The organism is Thiorhodococcus drewsii AZ1 (assembly GCF_000224065.1).
Taxonomy (GTDB): Bacteria; Pseudomonadota; Gammaproteobacteria; order Chromatiales; family Chromatiaceae; genus Imhoffiella; species Imhoffiella drewsii.
On sequence record NZ_AFWT01000039.1, the window covers coordinates 19,071 to 44,565 of the forward strand.

Genomic DNA, 25,495 nt, shown 5'->3' on the forward strand with positions numbered 1-25,495 from the left:
TCGATCTGTCGGTGCGAATTCATTCGCACCTCAAACCGCCATCTCGACCAGTGTCGGCTGCAGCAATCGCAGTGCGTCCTGGGTGTCGAGAGAGATGATATAACCGCGTTTGCCGCCGTTGATATAGATGCGCGGTAGCGCGGCGATCCCCTGCTCGCAATAGACAGGCATCGTATGCCGGGTGCCGAACGGCGAGGTGCCGCCGACCTGGTAGCCCGAGTGCCGGTCGGCGACTTTGGGCGCGCAAGGCGCGATGCGCTTGACTCCGACGGTGCGCGCCAGTGCCTGGGTCGAGACCTGGCGATCGCCGTGCATCAGCACGATCAGCGGATTGCCCTTTTCATCCTCCATGATGAGCGTCTTGATGACGAGATGTTCGTCCACTCCCATCTCTTCGGCGAACTGGGCCGTGCCTCCGCCATCGACATATTTGTAGGGATGCCCCTCGAACGGGACCTTGGCGGCGCGTAGGACACGGATGGCTTGGGTGACGGGTTCTTTGGCGGTTTTCATCTGAATTGGCTATCAGCCTCCAGTGGCCGGCGTCCAGCTGGATGGGCTGTGTTATCGAGGTATCCGTTCGCGGCAGCCCTTGGTTGAAAGCGGGTCGTTGAGCGCCGGCTGCGGAACATGAATTGACACCGTTATCATACGCCCTTGGTGGCGACAAGCAGAGGAGGGGGCATGTTGCGCAAGCTGTTGCGGTGGACTGGATGGTTGGTGGGTCTCTTTCTGGCCCTTTCGGTGGTGTCGGTCGGGACACTGCGTTGGCTGGATCCACCAACCTCTTCGTTCATGCTGCAGCATTGGCTGGCTGGGCGGTTGGGGATGATCGAGGGCGCCCAGGTTCACCATGAATGGGTCGACTGGTCCAGCATTCCGTCCGAGATGGCCCTGGCCGTCATTGCGGCCGAGGACCAGCGTTTCCCTCGGCACCATGGATTCGATCTGGTCGAGATCCGGCGCGCACTGGCGCGTTTCGAGTCGGGCGGCAAACTGCGCGGAGCCAGCACCATCAGTCAGCAGACCGCCAAGAATCTCTTCCTCTGGTCCGGTCGTGACTATGTGCGCAAGGGGTTGGAGGCCTGGTTCACCTTCCTCATCGAGACCCTCTGGTCGAAACAGCGCATCCTTGAGGTCTATCTCAACATTGCCCAATTCGGACCCAACACCTTCGGCGTCGGTGCCGCCAGTTGGCAGTATTTCGATCGTCCTGTTCAGGCGATCGGCGCCCAGCAGGCCTCCCTGCTCGCCGCCGTCCTACCCAATCCCGTTCGCTATCGGGTCGACCGGCCGAGCGCCTGGGTGGAGAGACGCGCCGGTTGGATCCGTCGTCAAATGAACAACTTGGGCGGCACGAGTTATCTCTCCAAGCTCTGATGGAACGATCCTGTCCGGTGCGTGTAGTGCTAGGATGGATGACAACAGAACGTGATCGGCGTCGCGCTGATGGGGTTCGGTACCAAGACGGGTCGACAGTCACTGGGAGACAGTGTCCCGAACGCTCCAACCCCAGCGTGTCGCCCCCAAGTCAGTCACCACACCAGGTTTGGAGATCGCCGCGATGCAAGAGGCCCGCTTCTACGATCAGCTCGAACAGTCTCGGGTGCAGTGTCGGCTCTGTCCGCACGACTGCGTGATCGCCGAGAGCGGACGTGGTGTCTGCGCGGTGCGCTATAACAGCGACGGTAGGCTTTACAGCCTGGTTGCCGACCGGGTCATCGCCCGCACACTGGATCCGATCGAGAAAAAGCCGCTCTTTCATTTCTATCCTGGCTCGACCGCCTATTCAGTCGCCGCCCTGGGTTGCAACCTGCGCTGTAATTTCTGTCAGAACTGGGAGATCTCTCAATGGCCGCGCGAGGCATTGCCGAGCCGGGTCGGGTCGCAGAGGGACGCGTTGGGGGAGGTGGATGGCATTTGCCCGGATGTCGCTCGGCTGACCGATCGGATTCCGGGAGAGGAGGTGACTCCAGCGCAGATCGTGCGGGCGGCCCGCAACGCGGGGGCGCGCACTATCGCCTATACCTTCACCGAGCCGACCATCTACTACGAGCTGGCCTATGCGATCGCCTGTGAGGCGAAGGAGGCGGGGCTCTTCAATGCCTTCATCACCAACGGATACATCAACGAGACGCCGCAACGCGAGTTGTGCCGGGTGATTGACGCAGCCAATGTCGATCTCAAGTTCTTCCGCGAGGAGAGCTACCGACATTTCAGTCGGGTCAAGATGGTGCCCGTGCTGGATGCGATTCGGCGTTATCACGCGTTAGGCGTCTGGCTGGAGATCACGACCCTGGTGATTCCTGGCGTCAACGATTCGGATGAGGAGCTTCGTGGCATCGCCGGATTCATCGCCTCCCTGTCCCCCGATATTCCCTGGCACGTTTCGCGCTTCCATGCCGACTATGAATTGCAGCAGGTTCCGCCAACGCCGATCGCCAGGCTCCAACGTGCGGTCGAGATCGGAAGGGATGCCGGACTGCGCTATGTCTATACCGGCAATCTGCCGGGTGATGGTGGCGAGCATACCCAATGCTACCGCTGTGGTAAGCGGTTGGTTCAACGCCATGGTTTTCACCTGCTCGCCAATTACGTCCGCCACGGCGACTGTCCAGACTGCGCGGCTTCGATCGCGGGTGTGGGGATGGGGTAGATCGTTGGCCGTCTGCGGTTTCAGGAGGCTCAGTGTTTTGAACAGAAGGTCTTCAGTCGGGATTCGGATAGCCACGTCTCCTCACCGGAGGGCAGCTCGCCGCTTGGATCGAGGAGCCAGGCGACGATGTCGGCTCGCACGCGGGCGCCTTGGCGATCGCGCGGCAGCATGTGCCAGCCGTTGCGGTAGAGCACCAGCCGAGTCCGGTTTCGGTTTGGCAACTCGCGGATCATGCCGCAGAAGGCGGGCTTGGGGATGATCTCGTCTCGCGCTCCGTAGAGCAGGAGCGTCGGCAGTTTCAAGCTCGGCGTGCGTGCCCGTGCCTTGTCCATCAGCTCGGTTACGCCCCAGAGCGCGTCGACGCGCGCCCCCTTGATGATCAGCGGATCGGCCGACATGGCGTATAGCAGGGCGCGATTGTCGGTTGGACGGATGCGGATTCCCTTTCCGGTGAGGATCATGGATGGAACCGTATGGACGGCTGCAGTCAGGGCGAGACGTTGGTACCAGGGCATCGAGTCGCGCGACCAGACGGCTGGGGCGATGAGGATCAGTCCGGCAATGTTGCTCGGGCAGCGCGCGGAGGCGAGCATGGCGACTGCGCCACCCATGCTTTCACCTGCGATGTAGATTTCCGCCTGCGGGTGGCGACGGTGTAGGAGATTGATGAGGATGCAGGCATCTTCGACCAGCCTTTCGCTGCCATGCCAGCGTCCGGCCAGCCGGGTGGCTCCGAATCCGCGCTGATCGACCGCATAGGTCCTGATCCCCTGCTTGGCCAGGTCGAGTCCGAGCGGCTCGATGGCGTGGCTGTAGTCGTTGAAGCCATGAAGCCCCAGAACCAGGATCGATGGCGATGCCGATCCTGACCAGACCCGCAACGGTAGCTGATAGCCATCGGGCATGAAGACATGATCCGCTTGTAGTGCGGGGGCTCTTTCCAGAGGGCCGGGCTCGATCGCTTGAGGCCCGGCGCATCCGCTCAGGAGCAGTGCGGTGGCGATGAGTCTCTGAGCCCAGCAGCGGCCGGCCGATTCGTCATCTCGCATGAAGGGCACCAGATCAGGTCGTGAGCGGCATGGGGCCTTGCTGGAGCAGGCGCGTGAAGTCATGCGATGGGACCGGCGGGCTGAAGAAATAGCCCTGTATTTCATCGCAACCCTGGCGTCCGAGAAACTCCAGATGCTCTTGGGTCTCGACGCCCTCGGCAATGACGCTGAACTCGAGGCTGTGCGCCAGGGTGATGATGGAGCACACGATAGCGGCGTCCTTATCGCTGGTGCTGAGATTGCGGATGAAGGATTGGTCGATCTTGAGCGTATGGACCGGGAAGCGCTTGAGATAGCTGAGCGAGGAATGGCCCGTTCCGAAATCGTCGATACTGATATGGATGCCCATCTCCTTGAAGGTATTCAGGGTGCGGATGGTCTTCTCCATATCCTCCATGGCCCCCGATTCGGTGACCTCGAATTCGAGCTGCGCCGGATCGATGCCCGTGTTCTCCAGCGTCTCGACGACCTTGATCACCAGGTCAGGCTGGCGGAACTGTAAGGGCGAGAGATTGACGGCGATGCGCAGGTCCGCGTACCCCTGCCGGTTCCAGTCCAGGGTCTGCAGACAGGCGGTTCGGATGATCCAGTCTCCGATTGGAATGATGAGGCCGGTCTCTTCGCACAGTGGGATGAACTGGGCGGGCGAGACCCGACCTCGCTCCGGATGATTCCAGCGCAGGAGGGCCTCGGCTCCCAGGATACGCCCAGTTCGGGTGGCCACCTTGGGTTGGTAGTAGAGCTCGAATTCGCCGCGTGCGAGCGCGCGGCGCAGTCCGTTTTCCATGTCCAGTCGCTCGGTCGCCTCCGCGTTCAGAACCTTTGAATAGAACTGATAGTTGTTCTTCCCGATCGCCTTTGCGTGATACATGGCCGTGTCCGCGTTCTTCAGCAGATCGTTCGCCGTTTCGCCATCGGTCGGGTAGCAGGCGATACCGATGCTCGCGGACGTGAAGATCTCGCGGTCGTTGATTTGCAAGGGGCGCTCGAGAGCCCTGATGATCTTGCCTGCGATCGCGCTGGTCAGCGCGACGGACTCCTTCGGGTTGGCGCCTTGCTGGATCAGCACGACGAATTCGTCCCCGCCGATCCGCGAGATGGTGTCCTCCGTTCTGACCAGGCTGGCGAAGCGCTCCCCGACCTGGCGCAGCAAGAGGTCGCCCGAGAGGTGCCCGAGCGAGTCATTGACCGTCTTGAAACGGTCGAGGTCGATGAAGAGCAGCGCGACGAATGAGTGTTCGCGCTCGGCGCGGGCGAGCGCCAGATTGAGACGGTCGCGGAGCATCAGGCGGTTCGGCAGTCCGGTCAGCGTGTCGTAGTGCGCCATGTAATAGAGCTGTTCCTCCCAGCTCGCGTTGGTGAGCGCCACTGCGACGCGATTGGCGAAGTCGCAGGCGAGCTGGATGTCCTCGTTCGATGGCCCCGGTGCTTGCGTGTATCCCAGTGAGATGACCGCCGAAATCTCCTTCTTGATGACGACGGGTAGCAGCAGGAACAGTGAGGCTCCCTGGCGCTGGAGCGGAATAAGCGGTTCGGGTAGCGCTTCGTGATCGGAGACCAGGAGATATTTCTGGGCCTCGAGTCTTCGATGCCACGCGGGGGAGGCCGGATGTCGTTCCAGACTCAGTTCGTCACGCAGGCGTTCGTCTCGGATATAGGTCTTGAGGTCTTTCTCGTCCGTTGCGGTCAGGGTTATGGCGATGCGGTCGTGCGGCACCACCTCGTGCATGCGGGCGAGGACGATCCTCACGATGTCCTCGATCTTGAGGGTCGAGAGAATGAGTCGATCGATGTCCGCCATGGTCGAGAGCGTGCCGATCTGGCGATCGATGGTCACGGCCATTCGGTTGAGCGAGTGCGCGAGCGCTTCGAACTCGTCGCCGCTTTCGACCCGTACGGGCTGGTCGAAGACCCGGCTTGAGATGCGTTGCACTCCATCCATGAGCCGCTCGAGTGGGATCAGGCTCTTGCGGATCTGGTGCAGACTGAGCAGCGCCACGACCGCAATCGTTAGCGGGATGACGAAGATGAAAATGGTGCCGAATCGCTTGACCGGAACCAGGGCGACGTTCCGGGGCAGGGACCGGAAGATGGTCCATTCGGAGATGTCGAAGTCGGGCTTGAGGAAAAGCCGCCAAGACATGACGAGGATCGCCTTGTCCAGGTGTATGTCTTGCTCCTGGGCGTTGGGACGATCGATCGCCCGAAGTTGTTCGGGGGAGGGCGGTTGGCTTGGATCGGAGCAGAAGAGCGGTCGGCTCGATGGATCGAGAACACAGAGCTGGGTCTTCTGGTCCAACGCCTGCGGTGCCCAGAAGAGATAGTCGGGATCGATGGTGCCGATCAGCGTTCCACGCTCGGGATGGCGGGTGTCGAGCCAGCGGGCGAGTGTGATGAGGGGCAACCTGTCGTGACGGGGTTGGGTGCGTAGCACGGCCTTTCCAGCGGCCAGGTGGTCGGTGTGCTCGGCCGTGAAGACGGCGAGCGGGTCGATCCCTGGAGCCGTGCCGCTGTCGGCGTGCTCCGTCAGCAGCGAAACGCGCTCGAAGCCGTGCGGTGTGTCCAGCAATCTCCACGGGTGAGCCTCGTCGCCTGTCATCGACATAGAGCTATCGGCGTGCGTCCTCATCCAGTCGAGCTGTTTGTCGAGCAACAGCAGGCGGTCGAGCAATGCGAGTCCGTATTCCTTGTTCGACTGTCGAAGCTGCTCGTATCGCTGTTCTGTGAGGAGCGAGACGATCTGATCGTAGGCGAGAATGGATAGGGAGATGACCGGGACCAGAGCCGAGACGATGAACAGGAAGAAAACCCTGCGAGCGACCCGACTACGCAGGAATTCCATTTCGATCTTCATGGTTGATCAGTAATCCGAGGCCAATCCCAAATATCCGCCGTTGTTGGCTCGCACGATGTCGTCCTGGCTGATCTTGGCGGTCAGCGGAGAGGTGCTGCGACCGTCCGCGCCCATGCTGTAGAGGTCGTAGTCGGTGTTGATCGGGACCAGGTTGTGATCCTTGCGGAGCTTTCCCTTTCCCTTGGTCTTGGCGATATTGAGATATTGGTATGGATTGCCCCAGGGGTCGAGCAGGCTGTCGAATCCGCCACCGAGTTCGGCGAGGTCGTCTGGATAGCGTTGATTGACGACGTAGAAGCGCTCCATGGCCGACTCGATCTGCACCATGTCCGATTTGGCCTGTTCGAGTTCCGTCTTCTGCATCAGGTGCGAGTAGGAGCCCATGGCAATGGAGGCCAGGATGGCGGCGATCAGAATGGAGAGCATCAGCTCAACCAGTGTGAAACCACGGCTGCGTGCACGGAGGAGTGATTCGATCAGGCGTCGCAGGAACACCATGTGTCGTGAGCCGTCTTGCATCAGGTGACTGCCGGGGTATGAGTGTGCGGCACTGTAACCCTTGGTTGCGGTGTGCCGGTGGGGCGTTGTTCGCAGATCCAGCATGCGGTTTTAGGCTACTCCCGGGACGCGAGACGGCTGAGTTTCAAGTCGCGGCCCCTCCGAAGGATTCGGTGCCGTAGCGTGAGACCTGGATGTCGGTCGACCAGTATCCGAGCGGCAGTCCGGCCTTGCGTTTGAGATGTGCGAGAAAATCGACGGGGTCGGGAAGCTGCTCCCAGACCGAGGGCAGAAACGTCCCGCGATGGGCACCGGCCGTCAGGATGAGCCCGTCGCGACCGGGCCGGATTCGGCGCAGCAGGTCGTGCTCGGAGTCGAATGCGAGCGGTTCGGGCGGCGTCAGAACGGAGATGTGGAGCTCCAGTTGGGCGAACTCACTGGGGCGCAGACGGGGAAAGCGCGGATCTTCGAAGGCCGCGGCGAAGGCGTTGTGGGCCACGTCGACGACCAGCGGACGACGCGCCTCCAGCACCCCGATGCAGCCGCGTAGATCCCCCTCGATCTGCAGCGTGACGAAGGTGGCGCGCGTTTCGCGCAATGCCTCGGGATAGGCTTCCGGGTCGGGGCGTAGCACGACACCTTGTTCCAATCCATGGGCGATGGAGCGCGCAGCGACCCCGAGCAGTGACATCCGCAGGTCGGCGTCGTAGCGGTTCGATTCGCCTTCGGGTGTCTGTGGATCAGTGGAGTGCATAGGCGCCATATCCCACCACCTGGTCGCGAGAGCCGGCCGTATCGCCCGAGTTGCGTAGATCCAGGGTTTCGGCCTGGAGTCCGCGTCGCTTGGCGAGGGTGAGAAGACCCCGCAACGGATAATGGCCGCAGGCCTGGTCGGGGCCGATCCCGTTCGGATCGAGCGTTTCGATCGCGGTCGACGTCTGGCGGTCCAGGCGGTTTGCGGTCTCGTAATCCAGATAATGGCTCAGGTCCGAGCTGATGAGGATCAGGGTCTCGGGGCCGCCCCAAAGAGCGTCCAGCACCTCGGCGACCGACTCGGGGGTTGCCTCACCGACCACGAAGGGCACCAGCTTGAAATCACCGAGCGCCCGTTGCAGGAAGGGGAGCTGGACCTCCAGGCTGTGCTCGAAGGTGTGGGCGGACTCCAGCGGTTGGACCTGGGGTAGCTTCAGTGCCGATTCGATCGCCGCGCGATCAAGTCGAACGAGACCGAGAGGTGTCGCGAAATCGCTTGCCATGCTGGCCGCCAGCCCCTGAAAGGGCAGGCGATGGCTCGGACCCAGGAGCACGACGCGCCGTATGGCATCACGGACAGGTGCGAGCGTCGCGTAGGCGCTGGCTGCGATGGGGCCGGAGTAGACGTAGCCCGCGTGCGGAGCGATCAACGCCTTTGGTGGCTGGGCGCCGGTTCGGTCGCTGGACAGATACAGGTCCAGCATGACGCCCAACTCTTGGGCGTTACCTGGATAGAAGCGGTTGGCCACCGCAGGTTGCCGAATCTGAGACATGGATTTCGCCTCCTGCTTGGACTCTGTGATCGATGCGCTCGGTTGGTCCTCTGGGATTCTATTATGCGTGGCGATGTCGGATATCGCAGGACCCGATCATTCGGGTCTTGGTTTGGGGCCGTCCGAGAATTTCTCCAGCAGGGTTGCGCAACCGTCCGCATCCTTGATCCACTCCATTCCGGCCTCGTTGGGAACGGCGGCCGCCTTGGCCCGGATAGCGGCGATCGACTGCATGATGATCGCGTTCAACGCGTCAGGATCGCCCAAGCCTTGTTTTTTGGCCGTGTCCGCAGCGAGGCAGACACCGGCCTGGGCGCCCATCACCAGACCGCCAGCCGCTCCCATGCCGGCACCGAACCCGATCGCGAGCACACCGCCGACGGCTGCGCCGACTAAAAGAAAAACGAGTGCGATAATGGTCGTTCGCATGGGGCAAACCCTCCTGTCTTAGCCTGAGTCTTGATATTGCTGTGAGTCTTCGAAGCCTTGACATGCTACCCCTTGTGCTGGCTTGCGTCTCGATCTTCGTCGTCGGGTTGGCGCGTGCCGATCAGCGCCAGGATTTCCTCGCCGCCGAGTCGGCCCTGAAGCGTGGCGATCGGGTCGAGTTCGCGCGTCTGTCCGATACGCTCAAGACCTATCCGCTCTATCCCTATCTGCGTTTCGCCGAGCTCACGCGCGATCTCGATGACGCCTCGGATGCGGACATCGAATCCTTCTTGCATGCGTATCCGGACACCCAGTTGGCCGAGCGGCTGCGTCGCGCCTATCTGGCACGGCTGGCTAAGGCCGAGCGCTGGTCGGACTATGCTCGGGTCTATCGGTCCGAGGACTCCGTGGCGCGCCAGTGTCTCTATCTGCGCGCACTCGTCGAGACCGGGCGGATGGCGCAGACCCGCTCCGAGATCGACCGGCTCTGGGGCTTCGGCGAGTCGCGTCCATCCGAGTGCGACCCCGTCTTCGCTGCCTGGCGCGACGCGGGTTGGCTGACCCCAGAACGCATTCGAGGGCGTTTGACTCTGGCGATGGGGGCCGGGAGTCGCGGCCTGGTGCGCTATCTCGGTGGATTCTTGCCAGACGCGGAACAGGCATGGCCGCAGCAATGGTTGGAGGTCGATCGCGATCCGCGTCGGATTCTGGATCCCGCCTGGAGTCCGACCGAGCGCGCATCTTCGGTTCCCATTCTGGTCCAGGGCATTCTGCGCTTGGTGAAATCCTCGCCGCGCGATGCGGCACGGGCGATCGATCGCTGGCGCGCGTTGCTCGACGCCGATCCAGCGCCGGCCGCTTCGGCCTATGCTGCTGTCGGGCGCGCGCTCGCCAGCCAAGGGGATCGGCTAGGGCTTCTCTATTGGGACCACCTCGTTGCCACGACGTCCAATCTATCCCAGCAGGAAGCGCGACTGCGTGCCGCCGTCGCTCTGAGAGCCTGGGACTGGTTGGCCAAATGGGTTTCGCGCATGCCGGACAGCGAGATCAAGCGCGATCGCTGGCTCTATTGGCAGGCGCGTGCGGACGAACAGCTCGGGCGCACGGAGGCGGCCTTGGCCGGCTTCCGTCAGGCGGCGCGCCAGCGCAGTCTCTGGGGATTCCTGGCCGCCGATCGGGTCGGGGCGACCTACAATCTGTCGCACCGACCGACGCCGGCCGAGCCGGAGCGCATCCGTCGCATTCTTCTGAGCCCGGCCTATCGACGGATCAGCGAACTGGAGCGGCTCGGTCGCGAGACCGATATTCGCCGCGAATGGCGTACCCTCACGGCGGACATGGACGACGCGGATCTCATGGCCGCGTCCTTCATCGCCGACGTCAGGCGCTGGCACGACCAGGCCGTCTTCACGCTCGCCCGAACCGGATACTGGGACGATCTGGAATTGCGCTTTCCGCTCGAATACCGCGAGGAGGTGATGGATCAGTCCTGGCAGGTCGGCATCGAGCCGGACTGGATCTTCGCCATTTTGCGCCAAGAGAGCGTCTTCGCCCGAACAGTGGCCTCTCCGGTCGGTGCGATCGGGCTGATGCAGTTGATGCCGGAGACGGCGCGTGAAGTCGCCGCCTCGCTGGAGTTGGACGCGCCCTCGCGCTGGGATCTCGTCGATCCGTCTCTCAACATCGTCCTGGGCAGTACCTATCTGAGCCAGATGCGCGATCGTTTCGGTCATCCGGCCCTGGCGACGGCGGCCTACAATGCCGGACCTCGGCGTGTCAGCCAGTGGCTGCCGGAGTCTTGCATGGACGCCGACCTTTGGATCATGGAGATCCCATTCGCCGAGACACGAGGCTATGTCGAGCGCGTGCTCACCTACCGGATCATCTATGCCGCCCGTCTGGGCCTCGACATCAGGCGCGCGAGCGACCTCCTGAGGCCAATACCCGGCGTCGCGTTTCGGCGCGACTCCAGCCGCTGAATGATCGGGATCCCGGTCCCATCTGCTAAACTTCGTCCTCCGCGCTCGCGTCCGATGGGCGATCGATGCGCTCCTCCGATATCTCGCTTTCTGGTCCCATCCCGATGATCATCCCGCGTCTCGCCCAGTGGTTAAGGCCCCATCTGCTCTTGTCCTGTCTTCTTGGGCTCGGTGCGACCGGCTGGGCGGTGGCGGAAGAGACGCCAGCGCAGGCAATGGCCCATGCCATCGCGCGCATGATGGAAAGCATGGGGTTCAACGGTGCGGCTAGTGGGGCTCGATCACCTGGCTACCCGGCGCCGCCTAGCGTCGATGGATGGCCGTCGGCATTTGGTTCCTGGCCCATGAGCGGCAATCCGGCGCAGGGCGCTGCGGCCAACATGACGCAGATGGCGGGTCGGGCCTATCAGGGCATGATGCCGTCTGAACAACCGACTGGCTCGAATTGGACGCCTGGCCCCCTTGAGGGCGTGTGGGAGGACAATCAGGGCGGGCTCCTGATCGTGCAGGGAGCCCTATATCGGATCTATGCCGTCTGCAACGCGCATATCGACGGCGATATCCGCGTTCTCGACGGGCGCGTCGAGCTGACCAACCGGCAGCAGAATTTTACTCAGACCTTCGAGTACGCGCTCGACCAGGGCCGCTTGGCGCTACGCGATCCGAGCGGCCAGGTCTTCCTCTATCGGCGTTTGCTGCTTGGGCATTGAATATCCAGCCGCCAGCCGCCAGCCGCTATCCTTATGCTGGTAGCTGGTAGCTGGTAGCTGGTAGCTGGTAGCTGGTAGCTGGTAGCTGGTAGCTGGTAGCTGGTAGCTGGTAGCTGCCTTATCCGAAGGCGAGGTCCGTCGCGATCAGCAGCAACAGCACGCCGAACAGCCGTTTCAGCGTCTTGACCGGGAGGCGATGGGCCAGTCGCGCCCCCAATGGGGCTGTGGGCATGCTGGCGATCAGCATCCCAAGGACCGCCGGCCAATAGACGAATCCGGTGGCCAGAGGCGGCAGTCCCTCGCGTCCCCATCCGGCCAGGACGAACCCAATGGCCCCGGCGATGGCGATCGGTAGGCCGCAGGCCGCCGAGGTACCGACCGCCTGACGCATGTCGATCCCCCGGCTGCTCAGGAAGGGGACGGTCAGGGTTCCTCCGCCGATGCCGACCAGCGATGAGAACAGACCGATGCCGCCTCCGGCGGCCAGGAGTCCGGGCATGCCGGGCATTGGGCGGGTCTGAGCGTTTTGCGATTGGCTCAGCAGCATGCGGCTTCCCACCAGGGCGAGAAAAACGGCGAAGAGCCGTTTGAGCCAATCGGCAGGAATCCAGGAAACCACCGCCGCGCCGATCCAGACGCCGATTACGATCCCGGGAACCAGTTTGGCGAAGAGCTCCCAACGGACGCCTCCACGCCGATGGTGGGCGCGTGCCGAGGCTGCTCCGGTGCCGATAATGGTTGCAAGCGAGGTGCCGACGGCAAGATGCGGGACCCAATCGCCGCCGATGGCGATATGGCCGAAGACGAGGATCAGCGCCGGAACGATGACGGCACCGCCGCCGACTCCGAAAAGGCCGGCGAGGAGCCCGGAGAATGCGCCGATGAGAATGTAAGCGGCAAGTTCGATGGGTGACATGTTTCAGAGTCTATCGAGTCTTAGGGGCGGACTGATGAGGGTGGTTTGCGAGCTGGTGGCTATAATACGCGACACTTCGCAATCGAAAGCCTCATCTGGGGGTGTCCCTAGGCCGGTCGGGTGTTACTAAGCTGGTCGGGTGTCCATCTGATGGATGAAATAGGCGATCGAAAACAGCATCCATCGATAACAGAATCCAATGAATTACAAGAATCGTGTCTTTGTTCTTGGCGGGACCGGCTTCGTCGGTCAACACCTGTTGAACCGTCTATCGCGCGCCGGCATCCGGTCTCGGGTCGCAACGGCGCACCCCCATCGTTTTCGGGCGCTGCGCCTGATTCCGAACTGCGAGATCGTCGAGCTTCGGGACTGGTCGCACGAGGGTCTGGCGCGGTCGATGGAGGGGTGCGATGCCCTGATCAATCTGGTCGGAATTCTCAATCCGGGCTCGGGGCGCGGTTTCGAGGCGTCGCACGTCAGGCTCGTCGAGCACGCGACCCAGGCCGCCCTCGATGCCGGTGTCGGTCGCTTTCTGCAGATGAGCGCACTCAATGCCGATGCCGAGAAAGGACCAAGCGAGTATCTGCGCACCAAGGGTCGCGGCGAGGCCATGGCGCATGCCGCCGCCGCTCGCGGCCTGGCCGTCACGAGTTTTCGACCCTCGGTGATCTTCGGACGCGGCGATAGCTTCTTCAATCGTTTCGCACGTCTTCTGCACCTGTTGCCCGGACCCTTTCCCTTGGCCTGTGCCGAATCCAGATTCGCTCCCGTCTATGTTGGTGACGTGATTGAGGCCATGGTCAAATCGCTTGGCGACTCGGCCACCCACGGAAAAGCCTATGAGCTCTGTGGTCCGCGCGTCTTTTCGCTTCGCGATCTGGTCGTCTATACCGGCGAGCAGATCGGCCGCCCGGTTCGAGTGATTCCGTTGAGCGATCGCGCGGCCCAGCTTCAGGCCAAGGTCTTCCAGGTCCTGCCCGGCAAGCCCTTTACCCTGGATAACTATCTCTCGCTCCAGGTGGATAGCGTCTGCCGCACCCAGGGCCTGGCCGAGCTCGGATTGACGGCGACCGATATCGATGCGGTGGTGCCCGGTTATCTCAAATGACGGACAAGGGGCGCGGGATCATGGGTCGTGCGGGTCCTCGCCGGCTTCGACTTCTTCTGCCGTGTCGTCGCTGAAGGCGCGGCTGAAGCGGATGATGAGGATGGCGATGCTCACCAGCACGATGGCGCCGCTTTCGTAGAGTAGGTTCTCGGGGGCGATGTTCTTGCCCTGCAGCACGATGAGCCGGGAGAGCGCGGTCACGGCGATGAACATGGGGTAGGTGAAGGGCACGGCACGGCGGACGAAATAGACGTTCGCCATCGCCATGATCTCGATGAAGATGAACATGAGCAAGAGGTCTTCGAGCTTGACCTCGTCATGCTGGTAGATCCCGAACATGAGCTGTCCGATACCGACGAGCGCCAGACCGCCGACGATGACCAGGACGAACTTCTCGATGTAATGGAAGAGAATGGACAGCCAGCGGTCGATTCGGGTTCGTGATGTCATCGCGCGGCTCCTCGTCGTTGCTTTAGGGACGATGGCTCGTTAGACAGGATAAACAGGATCGAATCTCGGATGCTTGAGCCATCCTGTCGATCCTGAAGTGTCCTGTCCATTGCTTTCTGATCCCGCCCGGGCTCGACGATGTCATCGGGCGGCATCCATGCCTTTATTTCTACTCCTGGGGGCGGAGCGTCGGGTTTTCCTTTTCGATCGCGTTCGTCGCCCGCTGCTGGTTTGGCGAGAGCAGCAGATAGAAGGCCGGGACCACGAAGAGCGTGAAGATGGTGCCGATACCGAGCCCGGTGATGATCACCAGACCGATGTCGAAGCGGCTCACGGCTCCAGGGCCGCTCGCAGTCAGGAGCGGTACCATGGCCACCAGCATGGCGACCGTGGTCATGAGGATGGGACGCAGCCGGGTCTCCGAGGCCTGCTCGATCGCCTCGTGCTTGGTCAGCCCTTCCTTCTCACGCAGCTGATTGGCGAACTCGACGATGAGAATGCCGTTTTTGGCGATGAGTCCGATGAGGGTGATGAGCCCGACCTGGGTGTAGATGTTGACGCTCGCCAGCCCTAGGAAGAGGAAGGCCATGGCCCCGGCGATGGAGAGCGGCACCGACATGAGGATGACGAAGGGATCGCGCCAGCTCTCGAACTGGGCGGCGAGCACCAGATAGATGACCAGGATCGAGAGGAAGAAGGTCACCTCCAGGGCAGACCCCTCGGTCTTATATTGGCGCGACTCGCCCTTGTAGTCGATGCGTGTGCCGCGTGGAAAGATGTCCCTGGCCTCCTGCTCCAGATAGCCCAGGGCGTCGCCAAGGGTCATGCCGGGCATCATGACGCCCGAGAGGGTCAACGCGTTGAGCTGCTGGAACTGGGTGCGCTTGGAGGGTTCGACCAGATCGTTGGTGTCGATCAGTGCGCTGAGCGGGACCAGATCGCCGCTGGCGGTGCGGATCTGATAGTCCAGCACCCGTTTGATATCGCCGCGATAGTCCTGCTTCACCTGCGGGATCACCTTGTAGCTGCGTCCCTCCATACTGAACCAGTTGACGTAATCGCCGTTGAGCATGGAGGAGAGGCTGTTGCCCAGTGTCCGCATGTCGATGCCGAGGTCGCCCGCCAGGTCGCGGTTCACATTCAGCAGTGTCCGGGGGCGCTCCATCTTGACGTCCTTCATCAGGAACATGAATTTTCCGCTTCCCATCGCCTTGCCGAGCAGCTGGTCCGAAAGCTCCGAGAGCTCATTGAAGCTGCGATCGGACAGGATGACGAACTCGATCGGCATGCCGCTTCCGGGCGTCGGCAGGCTTGGCAGGGGAAAGACCACCGTGTCGAGTCCCGTGATTTGGGACAGTGCCCCCTGCAGATGGGGCTGGACCTCCATCTGTGAGCGGCTGCGCTGGTCGGACGGCCGCATCTTGAAGCCACCGAAGGTCGTGGTCGAGTCGCCGAATCCGATCAGGATGAAGCTCTCGTTGTATTCCGGGAAGGACTCGAAAATCGGCCGCATCTGACCGACGTAACGCTGGTTGTAATCGATGGTGGCGGTTTGCGGTGAGGTCGCCATGAAGAAGAGGATGCTCTGGTCCTCGGTCGGGGCGAGCTCCTTCTGGGTCATGGTGTACATGCCATAGATGGCCAGCAGCACGACGATCGCCACCAGGATCGTGGCGCTGGGAAATTTGAGCCAACTGTGGAGCAGGCGCCGATAGCCGCTGGACAACCCATGGAAGAAGCGCTCGACCGTCTGTTCGAAACGCCCCTGCTGACCGCTGCCGCGCAGCGCTGCGGCCGAGAGCATGGGCGAAAGTGTGAGCGCGACGATTCCCGAGACCAGCACGGCCCCGGCGAGGGTGAAAGCGAACTCGATGAAGAGCGATCCCACCAGACCGCCCATGAAGCCGATCGGGGCATAGACCGCGATCAGCGTGGTGGTCATGGCGATGATGGGCAGTGCCAGTTCGCGAGCCGCATCGATCGCCGCCTCGCGCTTGGATTTGCCCATCTCCAGATGGCGGTGCACGTTTTCCACCACCACGATGGCATCGTCCACCACCAGGCCGATCGCCAGCACCATGGCCAGCAGGGTCAGCAGGTTGATGGAGAAGCCCATCAGCAGCATCAGGAACCCGGCACCGATGATCGACAGCGGCACCGCGACCGAGGGGATGAGCGCCGCGCGTAGCGAGCCGAGCGAGAGGAAGATGACCAGCAGCACGATCAGCACCGCTTCGGCGAGCGTCTTGAAGACCTCATCGATGGATTGCTGGATGAACTCGCTGGCGTCGTAGGCGATGGAGGCCTTCAACCCCTCGGGGAAGCCGGCCTCCAGTGTGGGCATGAGGTCGTGAACACGTTCGGCCACATCGAGCGGGTTGGACCCCGGGGCCGGCTCGATGCCGATGAAGATGGCAGGGATGCTCTTGTAGAGTGTGGTCGAGTCGTAATCGGCGGCGCCCAACTCGATGTCGGCGATGTCCTCCAGCCGCACCAGCGCACCGCCTTGCTCGCGGATCACCAATCGACGGAAATCGTCGGCCTTACTGATGTCGGTCGTCGCCGAGAGATCGATCTGGACCATGTTGCCCTGGGTATGTCCGAGGCCCGCCAGATAATTGTTGGTCTGCAGAACCTCGGCGACCTCCTGCCCGGTCACTTCGTGCGCGGCCATCCGCGCCGGGTCCAGCCAGATGCGCATGGCATAGGTCTTGTTGCCGAACAGTTCGGCCTTGGCCACGCCCTGAGCCGCCTGCAATTGGGGCTGGACCACGCGGATCAGATAGTCCGTGATCTGGGGCAGCTCCATCTCCTCGCTGTAGAAGGCCAGGTACATGAGCGCCGTGCTATCGCCCGTGGTCGAATCGATCACCGGGTTCTGGGCGGCCTCGGGCAGGACGTTGAGCTGGCTGGCGACCTTGGCCTGGATCTCGGCGACGGCGGCGTTGGGGTCGTAGTTGAGGCGCATGTTGGCCTCGATGACCGAAACGCCCGCCGAGCTGGTGGAGGATAGGAAATCGATGCCGTCGGCTTCGGCGATCGCCTGTTGCAGCGGCTGGGTGATGAAGCCCTGGACCAGGTCGCTGCTCGCACCGGGATAGGCCGTGGTGACGCTGACGACCGTGTTCTTGGTTTCGGGATACTGGCGAACCTCCAGGTCGAGGAAGGAGCGAATGCCGAGTACCAGGATCAGCAGGCTCACCACGCTCGCCAGCACGGGGCGATGGACGAAGATGTCAGTGAATTTCATGGCGGTTACGGCTGCTGGGGCTGATCGGCCGCGTTGGGCGCGGTTTCGTCTTGGATCGCGATCTCCTGGTCATTGGTCAGCTTGACCTGACCGGCCGAGACGACGCGGTCGCCCTCGGCGAGTCCGTCGAGGACCACGACCTCGTCGTCGCGGACCGCGCCGGTACGGATTTGGCGACGCTGTACCTTGAGCTTGCCGTCGGTCTCTCGGATCAGGAAGACCGAGTCGCCGTAGGTGTTGAAGGCCACGGCCTGGCGCGGGATCACGAGCGTGCGTTTCTCGACTGGCAGTACCGTGGTGGTGCGGGCGAACATCCCTGGGCGCAGCAGATGCTCCTGGTTATCGAATCGCGCCCGGATCGAGATGTTGCGCGTCGCCTTGTCGAGGCTGGGGCTGATCGCCTCGATGCGACCCGTGAAGACGCGGTCGGGGTGGGCGGCGACCTGGATGCGTACCGATTGTCCGAGCGCGAGTTGCGGCAGGTCGCGCTCGGGCAGTGCGTAGTCGACATAGACGACATTGAGCGCCACCAGCGAGACGATCGCCGATCCCTCCGCGAGATACTCTCCGAGGTCGATCTGACGAATGCCGAGCTGACCGTCGAAGGGTGCACGGATCTGCTTCTGGTCGATGATCGCCTGCTTGGCCTTGACGAGTGCCCGCGCCTGGTCGAGCTGCGCAGTGCTTTCGTCCACGTCGCCCTGGGCCACGGCGCGGTCGCGGAGCAGTCTGCTGTTGCGCTTCAGCTTGATCTCGGCGAGGTGTGCGGCGGCGACCAATCCCTCCAGGTCGGCCCGGTCGACATCGTCGTCGAGCTGAACCAATAGTTCGCCTTTCTCGACCTCGGCGCCGGACGCGAACAGGATCGATTTGACCTGCCCGGCGACCTCGTTATTGACTGAGACTCCCTGCATGGCCTTCACCGTGCCGACGGCGCTCAGGGTCGGCTCCCAGGTCTTGGCCACGACCGTCGCAGCGGATACCGTTGAGGGTGGCCTCGGCGTCGAGAATTGGGCCATCTGTTTCTGGATCTGGGTGTATTTCAGAAAGGCCAGACCGCCGACGAGCGCGGCCAAAAGAATCAGAACGAGCGAGAGCCGGGCAAACATGCGTGCTCAATGCCTCTGTGTGCGGGGAAAAATGGGAGTGGACGGGTTGACTTGCCCAGGCTCGATACCGAGTCGGCGAGAGTCTCGGTGAGCGGACGCGAAATGCGAATAGTGGGACACTGTCCGAGTTCTCGTCATGAGCCTGCGTGGCGTGGGTGACCAAGCCGCTGATCCCTGCGAAAAAGAGGTCACAGTATAAGACCTCGACTCGCGGGCTGTCTTGGTTGAACGTATGACGGTGACCACGGCGGGGACATCGACTGCTTTCGAACGACTGGAGATGCCTGTGATGCGAATCAACGACCCGATGGCCTATCGCCGCTGCGATGAGGCGGATGTCATGGAAGAACTGGTGGATGTGCATGGACGTCGGATTCTGGAGCTGGGATGCGGCGCGGCCTGGATGACTCGGATGCTTGCCACCCGATTCGGGGCCGGCGAGATCACGGCGACCGAGGTGGACCGCGTTCAGCTCGAAAAGAATTTGGCCGTCGCGGATCTTCCCACCGTGACCTTCCGTTACGGTGGGGCCGAGGCGATCGCCGATCCGGATGGCAGCTACGACCTGGTGTTCATGTTCAAATCGCTGCATCACGTTCCTCGCGCGCTCATGGCGCAGGCGCTTGCCGAGATTCATCGGGTGCTGGTTCCGGGTGGGCTGCTTTATGTTACAGAACCCGTTTATACCGGCGAGTTCAATCGGTTGATGCGATTGATCAACGACGAGCGTGAGGTTCGGGAGGCGGCGTTTGGGGCCTTGACGGGCGCGGTCGAGCAGGGGCTCTTTGCCTCGGAGCGGGAAGTCTTTTACGAGGCCGAGGGCGTTTACGAGAACTGGGATACCTTCGCCGCTCGCTTCCTTCAGGTCACACACAGCGATTTCAATCTCGATGAGGCTCGGATCGCCGAGGTGCGAGTCGCCTTCGAGCGGCACCTCACCCCCGAGGGCGCACGTTTCCTAAAGCCGCACCGGGTGGATCTGCTGCGCCGGATCGATTGATACGTCCCCCAGGCTCCCTCTTACGGTCCGGGCGAGGCGATCTCCATCAGATCGGTTCAACAACCGCCGTCACGATCAATCCGTGACCGATCAGGAAGCGCCCCGCGATCTTGGTCCCCAAGGGGAATCCTGGGATCTCTTCGCGGAAGATGGCACTGAATCGGTCGCGAGCGAGGTCCAACTCCACATCGAGTGTCTCGAAGCCGAAGAGGGTTCGACTGTAGGGGTATTGGGCCTTGTAGACCGATTCCTTGGCGCTGAAGATCAGCTTGGCGTAACGGTTAGGCATGGCGTGGGTGTCCAACCAGGCCCGCTCTGCATCCGTGCAGACCATGGGCACGAGATCGCTCCCAAGCGGTAGGTCCGGTTCGACGTCGAGTCCAAGTAAACGGATGTCGGAATCCCATGCAACGGCTGCCAGGCAGATATCCGAGGAATGCGTAATGGAGCCGCGAGTACCGAGGGGCCAGATCGGCGAGCGGTCGGAGTCCATCGGGATCTCGGTCTCCGGAACGCCGAGTTCCGAGAGCGCACAACGGGCTGCAGCACGTCCAGCGGAGAACTCATTCACCCGTTTGGGAACCGCATGGCGGACGGCCGCATGCTCGAGGTGGAAGAGGTCGTAACGTTGACGCGGATCGGTTGCCGCAAGAGCCACTCTGCCGTCGACGAGGGCATCGGTCAGTCTGCGTGCAAGGACGTGGGCACTAGGCGGTGTGGGCATGGCCGAAAAAGAATGTGTGCTTATGGGGTTGAAAAGACAAATAAGATCATATTATTCGGACACGCCATGCGTCTTGGCGATGTCATGGTCCGCACGGCGGCCAGCGGCCGTTTTTACAGGACTAGACGGTCTTTGTTGTACACGAAAAGACAGCTGAATTAGGCCGTCAAAAATATTCTCACTGCTATACTCCCGACTGACCCAGCTCAGTTCATTCATCCCAGTCATTCCGCCGAGAGGTTCCGCCAATGGTTACCGCCGCGAATCCGACCACTGAAGATGTCCAGACTGAAACGCAAGAGAGTCAGAGTCACCAAGACCGCGTGTCGAAGATTATTTCCTCCTCGGTGAGCTGGTCTGCCGCAGCGGCTGTCGTCCCCGTTCCCTATCTCGATCTGCTCGCCATCGGCGCGGTTCAGGTCGAGATGGTTCGCCGTCTGGCGGCTGCCTATGGTGTCGATGCGGACAAAGAAACCCTGAAGGGTCTGATCTCGGCCTTGCTCGGCACCCTGGCGCCAGCCGCGATCAGCGCCAGCCTGCTGGGCTCTTCGCTGAAGATCGTTCCCATGTCGGGCACCCTGATCGGCAGTGCTGGGCTGGCTGCCTTCGCGGCTGCCGCGACCTACGCAATCGGCAAGATCTTCGTACGCCACTTCGAAGGCGGTGGTTCGATCGGGGATTTTAGCGTCGAGGCTGTCAAGGACGACCTCAAGAAGGAGTTCAGCGCCGCGAAGTCCAAGTAGAAGGCCGGACGATGTCTTTGGCCCTGGTCATCCTCTACCTTGCATTCTGTGTATATGTTGGTTTCTTGGGCAGGGATCGGGTCATTGGCTTCTCCGGAACCTTTCTTCTTTCGCTGATCTTATCCCCGCTGGTCATGGCATTGGTGGTATTGCTCACACGCCCGAAGGAGGGCTAGGGCCGTGTGAGACCGCCGATGTCGCCTCAAGCCCGCAACCGATACCTCTCAGGCGCTCTTCGATGCTTTCCGCAGGGTCGCCGACCATACCCTTGCTCAACGACTGACTCCCCGAGAGATCACCGACCAACTGCAGGGCCGTGGCCCTTGGTGCGGGATGCTGGGGCGACACAGAGGCCGAGCAGTTTGAAATTCGCTTCCATGATCCATCCAAGCTGGACAGCTGGTCGACCACATGCGTCAGGACGATAAGGTTGAAGGCTCTCTGTCCCTTGGGGACCGTCTGCTGGCACTGTTCGGTGAGACGCGGGCTCACGCCAAGGCCAGGCGTCCCAGTGTCTGGAGTGGATTGTTCGGCTGCCTAGACGATGGCGGCATCTTCAACCTCTCCTTGGTGGCGCTGCTTTCGGCGGTCTGCGGGACCACGGTGCTCTTGCTGCTCAATGCCGAGGCGCGTGAAGTCGAATACCACGGCTATTCGGATCTGATGGCATTTGCCTTCCTGGCTCTGTTGGTCGTCTACCGTTGGTCGCAGAATTATCTGATTCGCGAGGCGACTCAGGAGATCGAACTCGCCCTGCATGCGCGTCGCTTGGCGACGACCCGAAACGTGCTGCGCCTGTCGCTCGAAGATGTACAGACGCTCGGTCTGCGGAGCGTCATCGACGGGATCGGTGCCCACTATGGGACGCTGTCACAGACGCTGGTCCCGATCGTCGCTGGTGCCGAAGGGGTTGTCCTCTTGGTGTTCATGTCGGGTTACCTGGTGGTCCTCTCGCCCATGGCTGCGGCACTGACCAGCGCCGTGGTCGTGCTCACGGTGGCTGGCTTTCTGGCAAGCCGGACCCGTCTCGACGAGGACATGTCGCAGGCCGTGCGCTCCGAGGACGCCTTTCGCGAGCTGGCCGAAGGGCTGGTGAGGGGCAAAAAGGAACTCCGCCTCAACCCCGACAAGCGCGCGGCCTTCCAGAACGACATGATCGAGCGTTCCGAAGAGCTGGCCATGGGCCGCAGCAACGCGGCGGCCCATTTTGCTGCGATGCTGGCAACCGGCAACTCCGCCTCCTATCTGATGGCCGGGGCCGTTGTCTTCATCATGCCCTTGATCACTGGGGTCGAGCAGAGCGATATCTCGCGTATCGTCGTTGCGGTCATCTTCCTCCTGGGGCCGATCAGCAGCGTCGTGCAGACCTTTCAGCAGGTCACCACGGCTCGCTTCGCTCTCGCGGAGATCGCTGCGTTTCAGGATCAGGTCGAGGCGCTCGCCAATCGACACGACGCCGATCAGTCCAATGGCCGTGTTCCTGAATTCCAGGAATTGAGGCTCAATGGCGTCTCCTATACCCATGCGGGTGAGAATGCGTTTTCGATTCGTGATATCGATTTGACGTTACGAAAGGGCGAGATCCTTTTCGTGACCGGCGGCAATGGATCGGGAAAGACGACGCTGCTGCGGGTTATCACGGGTCTCTATCCACATCATGATGGTGTGATCCAGATGAATGGATTGCGTCTTGCCCAGTATCCTCCGCAATCCTATCGCAATCTTTTTGCAAGCGTGTTCTCAGACTTTCATGTCTTTCAACATCCCTATGGCCTGGACGAGGCCGGACTGGAGCGGCTGGATCGCTGGCTGGTCGAATTCGATATTCGCCACAAGCTGGGTGCCGACCTCCGCTCCATCGACGCCAATGCCTTGTCGACTGGCCAGAAGAAACGTGTGGGGCTGGCGTTGGCACTCGCCGAGCAACGCCAGATCCTTATCGTCGACGAATGGGCGGCGGATCAGGATCCGTCGACACGCAAGCGCTTCTATCATGAGATTCTGCCCCGCTTGAAGGCGGACGGCCTGACGATATTGGCGGTTACGCACGACGACAGCTATTTCGATTGCTGCGATCGTCGATTGCACATGGCCGAGGGACGGATCACCGAGGATAGCGAAGCATGGCGACAGTGAAGAAGCGAATGCGGCGCCTGACCAACGGGATGGCATTTACCATCCTGATCATCTTCTTTGCCGTGATCATCCTCTGGAACCGTATGATCTTCACGACGCCTGTCGGACATGCGAGCATCGTTTGGCACCGTCTTTGGGCGGGTGAACGCCGATCACTGGGTCCGATGGCCGAGGGTCTGCACATCATCCTGCCTTGGGACAAGTTCTACACCTATGACGTCAGGCTGCAATCGAGCGATCAGCGCTACGAGGTGGTGTCGCACGATGGCCTGCATCTGGAGATCACCTTGTCCTTTCGCTGGCGTGCGGAAAAGGACGGGATCGTGGACCTCAATCAGTCTGTCGGCCCGAATTATCTGAATACACTGCTGGTGCCTGTCGTTGGCTCGGTGGCCCGCGAGGTGATTGCCGAGCACGATGCGGAAAAGCTCTTCAGCGTCGAGCGCGGCCTGGTTCAGAACCAGATTTTCCAAGGGGTCGTCTCTCCGAACTATCCAAACGGTATTGGATCGCACCGCGCTGAAGATCTCACCGATAGCGATCATCTCATCAATCTCGAGGATGTCTTGATCAAGCGTGTGACGCTACCGCCGCAATTGCGCGATGCGATCGAAAAAAAGCTCGAACAGGCCCAGAAGGTCAAGGAATACGCCTATCGTGCCGAGCGGGAAAGGTTCGAGAGCGAGCGCAAGGCCATCGAGGCTCAGGGCATTCGTCGGTTTCAGGAAATCGTGACGCCGGCCATTTCGGAAAGCTATCTGCGCTGGCGCGGTATCGAGGCGACGCTCAAACTGGCCGAATCCAATAACAGCAAGGTGGTCGTCATCGGCAACGCGGCGAGCGGTCTGCCATTGATTCTGGACACCAGGACCGAGTCCGCTCCAGCGATGGCGCCTCGTCTGTCGCCAGATATCGATCCCGGTCCCTTGGACCCACCCGATCAGTCCTTGCTGGAGACGGGCGAAGGGGCGGTAACCCTGTCCAAGCCGGCCTTGAAGCGCGATGGGGGCGATCTCGATACAGGGGATCTACAGACCTTGCCCTTGGTAACGGCTGGTCAGAATGCCGAAGGACGTTCCATTGGGTCGCCGCCACTCCAGTCTCAGGGTACGGCGATAGATCGACCATGATCGATTTGATTTGTCTGCCCTATGCTGGAGGGGGAGCCAATGTGTTCCGGCCCTGGGAGAAGGAGGCTCCCCGGATGGGTGTCCGTATCCATGCCGTCTGTCCCCCGGGACGCGAGACGCGATTCAACGAGACGCCGTTTCGCGAGATGGATCCCATGCTCGACTGGCTCGAGGCGACCCTGCCGGATGCGCTGCGACGCCCCTACGCGCTGTTCGGACATTCGCTCGGCGGCTGCGTCGCCTACGCCCTCGCTCGGCGCCGTTTCCTGGAGGGTCGATCCCTGCCGGTCTGTCTCTTCGTCTCGGCCACCTTGCCCGCGTGGCGCGAACGCTCGCATCCATTGCATCGCCTCGACGAGGCCGGCATGCGCGAGCAGCTGCGGGCATACGACCCGCACCGATTCCCCTTCGACCAGCATCCCGAACTCTGGGAGACCTTCCTGCCGGTGCTGCGGGCGGATTTCCGCCTGGTCGAAACCTATTCACCTCCCGAAGAGGGCAGGACCCTGCCCGTACCGCTAGTGGTCCTATCCGGCCGCCAGGATTCGGTTGCGACCCCCTCGGCGATGAGCGAATGGCGGCAGGCTACGGATGTGAGCTTTGATCAGATTCTGATCGACGACGGGCATTTTTTTGTCTGTGACCAGCCGCTGGCTGTTCTCGCCACTGTTGAGCGAGGTTTGCTCAGGGTGCTTGAGACCTCGGCGGTTGACGAGCAGATCGCACCCTATTGATCGCCATCGATTTTATGCCCCTAGATTCGGCGGAAGCAGTCTTCGCTCCGTCGGGGACTGGAGTGGTTTTCTGGGTTTCGCCAGGCTGTACATAGGCTCGCGAAACTCAGGAAGTCACTCCCCAAGCGCCGCGTCCGTCTCCCCAAGCCCCATCCTCTGTTGCGCAGCAATACACTTTTTGCGGGGCTTGGTTCAGTAACGTGCCGCCCAACAGCCCGTACACGATGCCAGGTGTGTGTGTGAGCAGGCAGAAAAATGGCTGCAGAACGAATACAATCGGGTCAGACTGGGGGGCGACGGTCATGGTTGGGTTTCGGTCGATATCAGACCTGTAGCCAGTCATCCTTTGTATACCCGTTTCATACGAATTTTCGGCTCAGGCTCCCTCGTTAACCGTCTGCCCGCCATGGTAATCCTCCAGGCATGAACGACTACCGACTGAGCGATGAAGAGCTGGCTGAGCTGCGTGCGGCCCACGCAGGGTGCGCGACATC

Annotated in this window: 22 protein-coding genes; 10 read left to right on the forward strand and 12 right to left on the reverse strand. The window is 61.8% G+C overall.

Going from position 1 to position 25,495, the window contains the following annotated elements; all coding sequences use genetic code 11:
• Positions 1-30: 30 nt before the first annotated feature.
• Positions 31-513 carry a Cys-tRNA(Pro) deacylase gene (gene ybaK, locus THIDRDRAFT_RS19030; protein ID WP_007042537.1) on the reverse strand — a complete coding sequence of 161 codons (483 nt, stop codon included), beginning with the start codon at positions 511-513 and terminating at the stop codon, positions 31-33.
• A gap of 171 nt (positions 514-684) precedes the next feature.
• Here ybaK and mtgA point away from each other — a divergent pair, with 171 nt between their 5' ends.
• Together mtgA and THIDRDRAFT_RS19040 are read left to right on the forward strand one after the other, a co-directional pair.
• Positions 685-1,380, forward strand: a complete 696-nt coding sequence (gene mtgA, locus THIDRDRAFT_RS19035) for a monofunctional biosynthetic peptidoglycan transglycosylase (protein WP_007042538.1) — start codon at positions 685-687, stop codon at positions 1,378-1,380.
• A 184-nt stretch (positions 1,381-1,564) separates the two neighbouring features.
• Complete coding sequence (locus THIDRDRAFT_RS19040; protein WP_007042539.1) at positions 1,565-2,656, forward strand: radical SAM protein; 1,092 nt, start codon at positions 1,565-1,567, stop codon at positions 2,654-2,656.
• A gap of 29 nt (positions 2,657-2,685) precedes the next feature.
• Here the strand turns inward: THIDRDRAFT_RS19040 and THIDRDRAFT_RS19045 are convergent, their stop codons facing one another.
• The 6 genes from THIDRDRAFT_RS19045 to THIDRDRAFT_RS19070 form a co-directional block, all read right to left on the reverse strand.
• Positions 2,686-3,705 (reverse strand): alpha/beta hydrolase, encoded by a 1,020-nt coding sequence (locus THIDRDRAFT_RS19045; RefSeq protein ID WP_040845467.1) that lies wholly within the window; start codon positions 3,703-3,705, stop codon positions 2,686-2,688.
• Between the two features lie 13 nt (positions 3,706-3,718).
• Positions 3,719-6,559: a putative bifunctional diguanylate cyclase/phosphodiesterase gene (locus THIDRDRAFT_RS24085; RefSeq protein ID WP_007042541.1), complete on the reverse strand. Its 2,841-nt coding sequence runs from the start codon at positions 6,557-6,559 to the stop codon at positions 3,719-3,721.
• Between the two features lie 6 nt (positions 6,560-6,565).
• The gene (locus tag THIDRDRAFT_RS19055) at positions 6,566-7,078 is read right to left on the reverse strand and encodes a prepilin-type N-terminal cleavage/methylation domain-containing protein (RefSeq protein WP_216725657.1); all 513 of its coding nucleotides are present in this window, start codon (positions 7,076-7,078) and stop codon (positions 6,566-6,568) included.
• Positions 7,079-7,202: 124 nt separating this feature from the next.
• Entirely contained in the window at positions 7,203-7,811 is a 609-nt protein-coding gene (amrA, locus tag THIDRDRAFT_RS19060; RefSeq protein WP_007042543.1) for an AmmeMemoRadiSam system protein A, read from the reverse strand.
• Positions 7,798-8,583: an AmmeMemoRadiSam system protein B gene (gene amrB, locus THIDRDRAFT_RS19065; protein WP_007042544.1), complete on the reverse strand. Its 786-nt coding sequence runs from the start codon at positions 8,581-8,583 to the stop codon at positions 7,798-7,800. Before amrB ends, amrA begins: the two co-directional genes overlap by 14 nt.
• 96 nt (positions 8,584-8,679) lie before the next feature.
• Positions 8,680-9,012, reverse strand: coding sequence for a hypothetical protein (locus THIDRDRAFT_RS19070; protein WP_007042545.1), 333 nt, complete (start codon positions 9,010-9,012; stop codon positions 8,680-8,682).
• Between the two features lie 62 nt (positions 9,013-9,074).
• On the opposite strand from THIDRDRAFT_RS19070, the gene THIDRDRAFT_RS19075 reads away from it, so the two are divergent.
• Positions 9,075-10,991 carry a transglycosylase SLT domain-containing protein gene (locus THIDRDRAFT_RS19075; protein WP_007042546.1) on the forward strand — a complete coding sequence of 639 codons (1,917 nt, stop codon included), beginning with the start codon at positions 9,075-9,077 and terminating at the stop codon, positions 10,989-10,991.
• 65 nt (positions 10,992-11,056) lie between these two features.
• The gene (locus THIDRDRAFT_RS25845) at positions 11,057-11,701 is read left to right on the forward strand and encodes a hypothetical protein (protein ID WP_139058819.1); all 645 of its coding nucleotides are present in this window, start codon (positions 11,057-11,059) and stop codon (positions 11,699-11,701) included.
• A gap of 118 nt (positions 11,702-11,819) precedes the next feature.
• Here the strand turns inward: THIDRDRAFT_RS25845 and THIDRDRAFT_RS19090 are convergent, their stop codons facing one another.
• Complete coding sequence (locus THIDRDRAFT_RS19090; RefSeq protein WP_007042548.1) at positions 11,820-12,617, reverse strand: sulfite exporter TauE/SafE family protein; 798 nt, start codon at positions 12,615-12,617, stop codon at positions 11,820-11,822.
• A 199-nt stretch (positions 12,618-12,816) separates the two neighbouring features.
• On the opposite strand from THIDRDRAFT_RS19090, the gene THIDRDRAFT_RS19095 reads away from it, so the two are divergent.
• The gene (locus THIDRDRAFT_RS19095) at positions 12,817-13,725 is read left to right on the forward strand and encodes a complex I NDUFA9 subunit family protein (RefSeq protein ID WP_007042549.1); all 909 of its coding nucleotides are present in this window, start codon (positions 12,817-12,819) and stop codon (positions 13,723-13,725) included.
• 18 nt (positions 13,726-13,743) lie between these two features.
• Here the strand turns inward: THIDRDRAFT_RS19095 and THIDRDRAFT_RS19100 are convergent, their stop codons facing one another.
• From THIDRDRAFT_RS19100 to THIDRDRAFT_RS19110, 3 genes are all read right to left on the reverse strand, one after another.
• The gene (locus THIDRDRAFT_RS19100; protein ID WP_007042550.1) at positions 13,744-14,175 is read right to left on the reverse strand and encodes a phosphate-starvation-inducible protein PsiE; all 432 of its coding nucleotides are present in this window, start codon (positions 14,173-14,175) and stop codon (positions 13,744-13,746) included.
• A 169-nt stretch (positions 14,176-14,344) separates the two neighbouring features.
• On the reverse strand, positions 14,345-17,425 hold the full coding sequence (locus THIDRDRAFT_RS19105) for an efflux RND transporter permease subunit (protein ID WP_007042551.1): 3,081 nt from the start codon (positions 17,423-17,425) through the stop codon (positions 14,345-14,347).
• Positions 17,426-17,430: 5 nt separating this feature from the next.
• Positions 17,431-18,534 carry an efflux RND transporter periplasmic adaptor subunit gene (locus THIDRDRAFT_RS19110; RefSeq protein WP_007042552.1) on the reverse strand — a complete coding sequence of 368 codons (1,104 nt, stop codon included), beginning with the start codon at positions 18,532-18,534 and terminating at the stop codon, positions 17,431-17,433.
• A gap of 289 nt (positions 18,535-18,823) precedes the next feature.
• Between THIDRDRAFT_RS19110 and THIDRDRAFT_RS19115 the strand changes: the two genes are divergently transcribed.
• Positions 18,824-19,534: a class I SAM-dependent methyltransferase gene (locus tag THIDRDRAFT_RS19115; RefSeq protein WP_007042553.1), complete on the forward strand. Its 711-nt coding sequence runs from the start codon at positions 18,824-18,826 to the stop codon at positions 19,532-19,534.
• A gap of 46 nt (positions 19,535-19,580) precedes the next feature.
• On the opposite strand, the gene THIDRDRAFT_RS19120 is transcribed toward THIDRDRAFT_RS19115, so the two are convergent.
• The gene (locus THIDRDRAFT_RS19120) at positions 19,581-20,192 is read right to left on the reverse strand and encodes a 4'-phosphopantetheinyl transferase family protein (RefSeq protein WP_216725658.1); all 612 of its coding nucleotides are present in this window, start codon (positions 20,190-20,192) and stop codon (positions 19,581-19,583) included.
• Between the two features lie 314 nt (positions 20,193-20,506).
• Here THIDRDRAFT_RS19120 and THIDRDRAFT_RS19125 point away from each other — a divergent pair, with 314 nt between their 5' ends.
• The 4 genes from THIDRDRAFT_RS19125 to THIDRDRAFT_RS19140 all read left to right on the forward strand — a co-directional run bounded on the left by THIDRDRAFT_RS19125 (position 20,507) and on the right by THIDRDRAFT_RS19140 (position 25,001).
• Positions 20,507-21,001: a DUF697 domain-containing protein gene (locus tag THIDRDRAFT_RS19125; protein WP_007042555.1), complete on the forward strand. Its 495-nt coding sequence runs from the start codon at positions 20,507-20,509 to the stop codon at positions 20,999-21,001.
• A gap of 411 nt (positions 21,002-21,412) precedes the next feature.
• Positions 21,413-23,137, forward strand: coding sequence for an ATP-binding cassette domain-containing protein (locus THIDRDRAFT_RS19130; RefSeq protein WP_007042557.1), 1,725 nt, complete (start codon positions 21,413-21,415; stop codon positions 23,135-23,137).
• Positions 23,125-24,267, forward strand: a complete 1,143-nt coding sequence (locus tag THIDRDRAFT_RS19135) for a prohibitin family protein (RefSeq protein ID WP_007042558.1) — start codon at positions 23,125-23,127, stop codon at positions 24,265-24,267. Before THIDRDRAFT_RS19130 ends, THIDRDRAFT_RS19135 begins: the two co-directional genes overlap by 13 nt.
• A complete protein-coding gene (locus THIDRDRAFT_RS19140) occupies positions 24,264-25,001 on the forward strand; it encodes a thioesterase II family protein (protein ID WP_007042559.1) in 738 nt (245 codons plus the stop codon). Before THIDRDRAFT_RS19135 ends, THIDRDRAFT_RS19140 begins: the two co-directional genes overlap by 4 nt.
• Positions 25,002-25,495: the final 494 nt, after the last annotated feature.

Bases quoted from the DNA above. Each gene is read 5' to 3' on its own strand.
- THIDRDRAFT_RS19070 (WP_007042545.1), bottom strand. From the start codon at position 9,012: ATGCGAACGACCATTATCGCACTCGTTTTTCTTTTAGTCGGCGCAGCC.
- THIDRDRAFT_RS19090 (WP_007042548.1), bottom strand. From the start codon at position 12,617: ATGTCACCCATCGAACTTGCCGCTTACATTCTCATCGGCGCATTCTCC.
- THIDRDRAFT_RS19135 (WP_007042558.1), top strand. From the start codon at position 23,125: ATGGCGACAGTGAAGAAGCGAATGCGGCGCCTGACCAACGGGATGGCA.
- THIDRDRAFT_RS19095 (WP_007042549.1), top strand. From the start codon at position 12,817: ATGAATTACAAGAATCGTGTCTTTGTTCTTGGCGGGACCGGCTTCGTC.
- THIDRDRAFT_RS19105 (WP_007042551.1), bottom strand. From the start codon at position 17,425: ATGAAATTCACTGACATCTTCGTCCATCGCCCCGTGCTGGCGAGCGTG.
- THIDRDRAFT_RS19130 (WP_007042557.1), top strand. From the start codon at position 21,413: ATGCGTCAGGACGATAAGGTTGAAGGCTCTCTGTCCCTTGGGGACCGT.
- THIDRDRAFT_RS19140 (WP_007042559.1), top strand. From the start codon at position 24,264: ATGATCGATTTGATTTGTCTGCCCTATGCTGGAGGGGGAGCCAATGTG.
- ybaK (WP_007042537.1), bottom strand. From the start codon at position 513: ATGAAAACCGCCAAAGAACCCGTCACCCAAGCCATCCGTGTCCTACGC.
- amrA (WP_007042543.1), bottom strand. From the start codon at position 7,811: ATGCACTCCACTGATCCACAGACACCCGAAGGCGAATCGAACCGCTAC.
- THIDRDRAFT_RS24085 (WP_007042541.1), bottom strand. From the start codon at position 6,559: ATGAAGATCGAAATGGAATTCCTGCGTAGTCGGGTCGCTCGCAGGGTT.
- mtgA (WP_007042538.1), top strand. From the start codon at position 685: ATGTTGCGCAAGCTGTTGCGGTGGACTGGATGGTTGGTGGGTCTCTTT.
- THIDRDRAFT_RS19075 (WP_007042546.1), top strand. From the start codon at position 9,075: ATGCTACCCCTTGTGCTGGCTTGCGTCTCGATCTTCGTCGTCGGGTTG.
- THIDRDRAFT_RS19055 (WP_216725657.1), bottom strand. From the start codon at position 7,078: ATGCAAGACGGCTCACGACACATGGTGTTCCTGCGACGCCTGATCGAA.
- THIDRDRAFT_RS19040 (WP_007042539.1), top strand. From the start codon at position 1,565: ATGCAAGAGGCCCGCTTCTACGATCAGCTCGAACAGTCTCGGGTGCAG.
- THIDRDRAFT_RS19100 (WP_007042550.1), bottom strand. From the start codon at position 14,175: ATGACATCACGAACCCGAATCGACCGCTGGCTGTCCATTCTCTTCCAT.
- amrB (WP_007042544.1), bottom strand. From the start codon at position 8,583: ATGTCTCAGATTCGGCAACCTGCGGTGGCCAACCGCTTCTATCCAGGT.
- THIDRDRAFT_RS19110 (WP_007042552.1), bottom strand. From the start codon at position 18,534: ATGTTTGCCCGGCTCTCGCTCGTTCTGATTCTTTTGGCCGCGCTCGTC.
- THIDRDRAFT_RS25845 (WP_139058819.1), top strand. From the start codon at position 11,057: ATGCGCTCCTCCGATATCTCGCTTTCTGGTCCCATCCCGATGATCATC.
- THIDRDRAFT_RS19125 (WP_007042555.1), top strand. From the start codon at position 20,507: ATGGTTACCGCCGCGAATCCGACCACTGAAGATGTCCAGACTGAAACG.
- THIDRDRAFT_RS19115 (WP_007042553.1), top strand. From the start codon at position 18,824: ATGCGAATCAACGACCCGATGGCCTATCGCCGCTGCGATGAGGCGGAT.
- THIDRDRAFT_RS19045 (WP_040845467.1), bottom strand. From the start codon at position 3,705: ATGCGAGATGACGAATCGGCCGGCCGCTGCTGGGCTCAGAGACTCATC.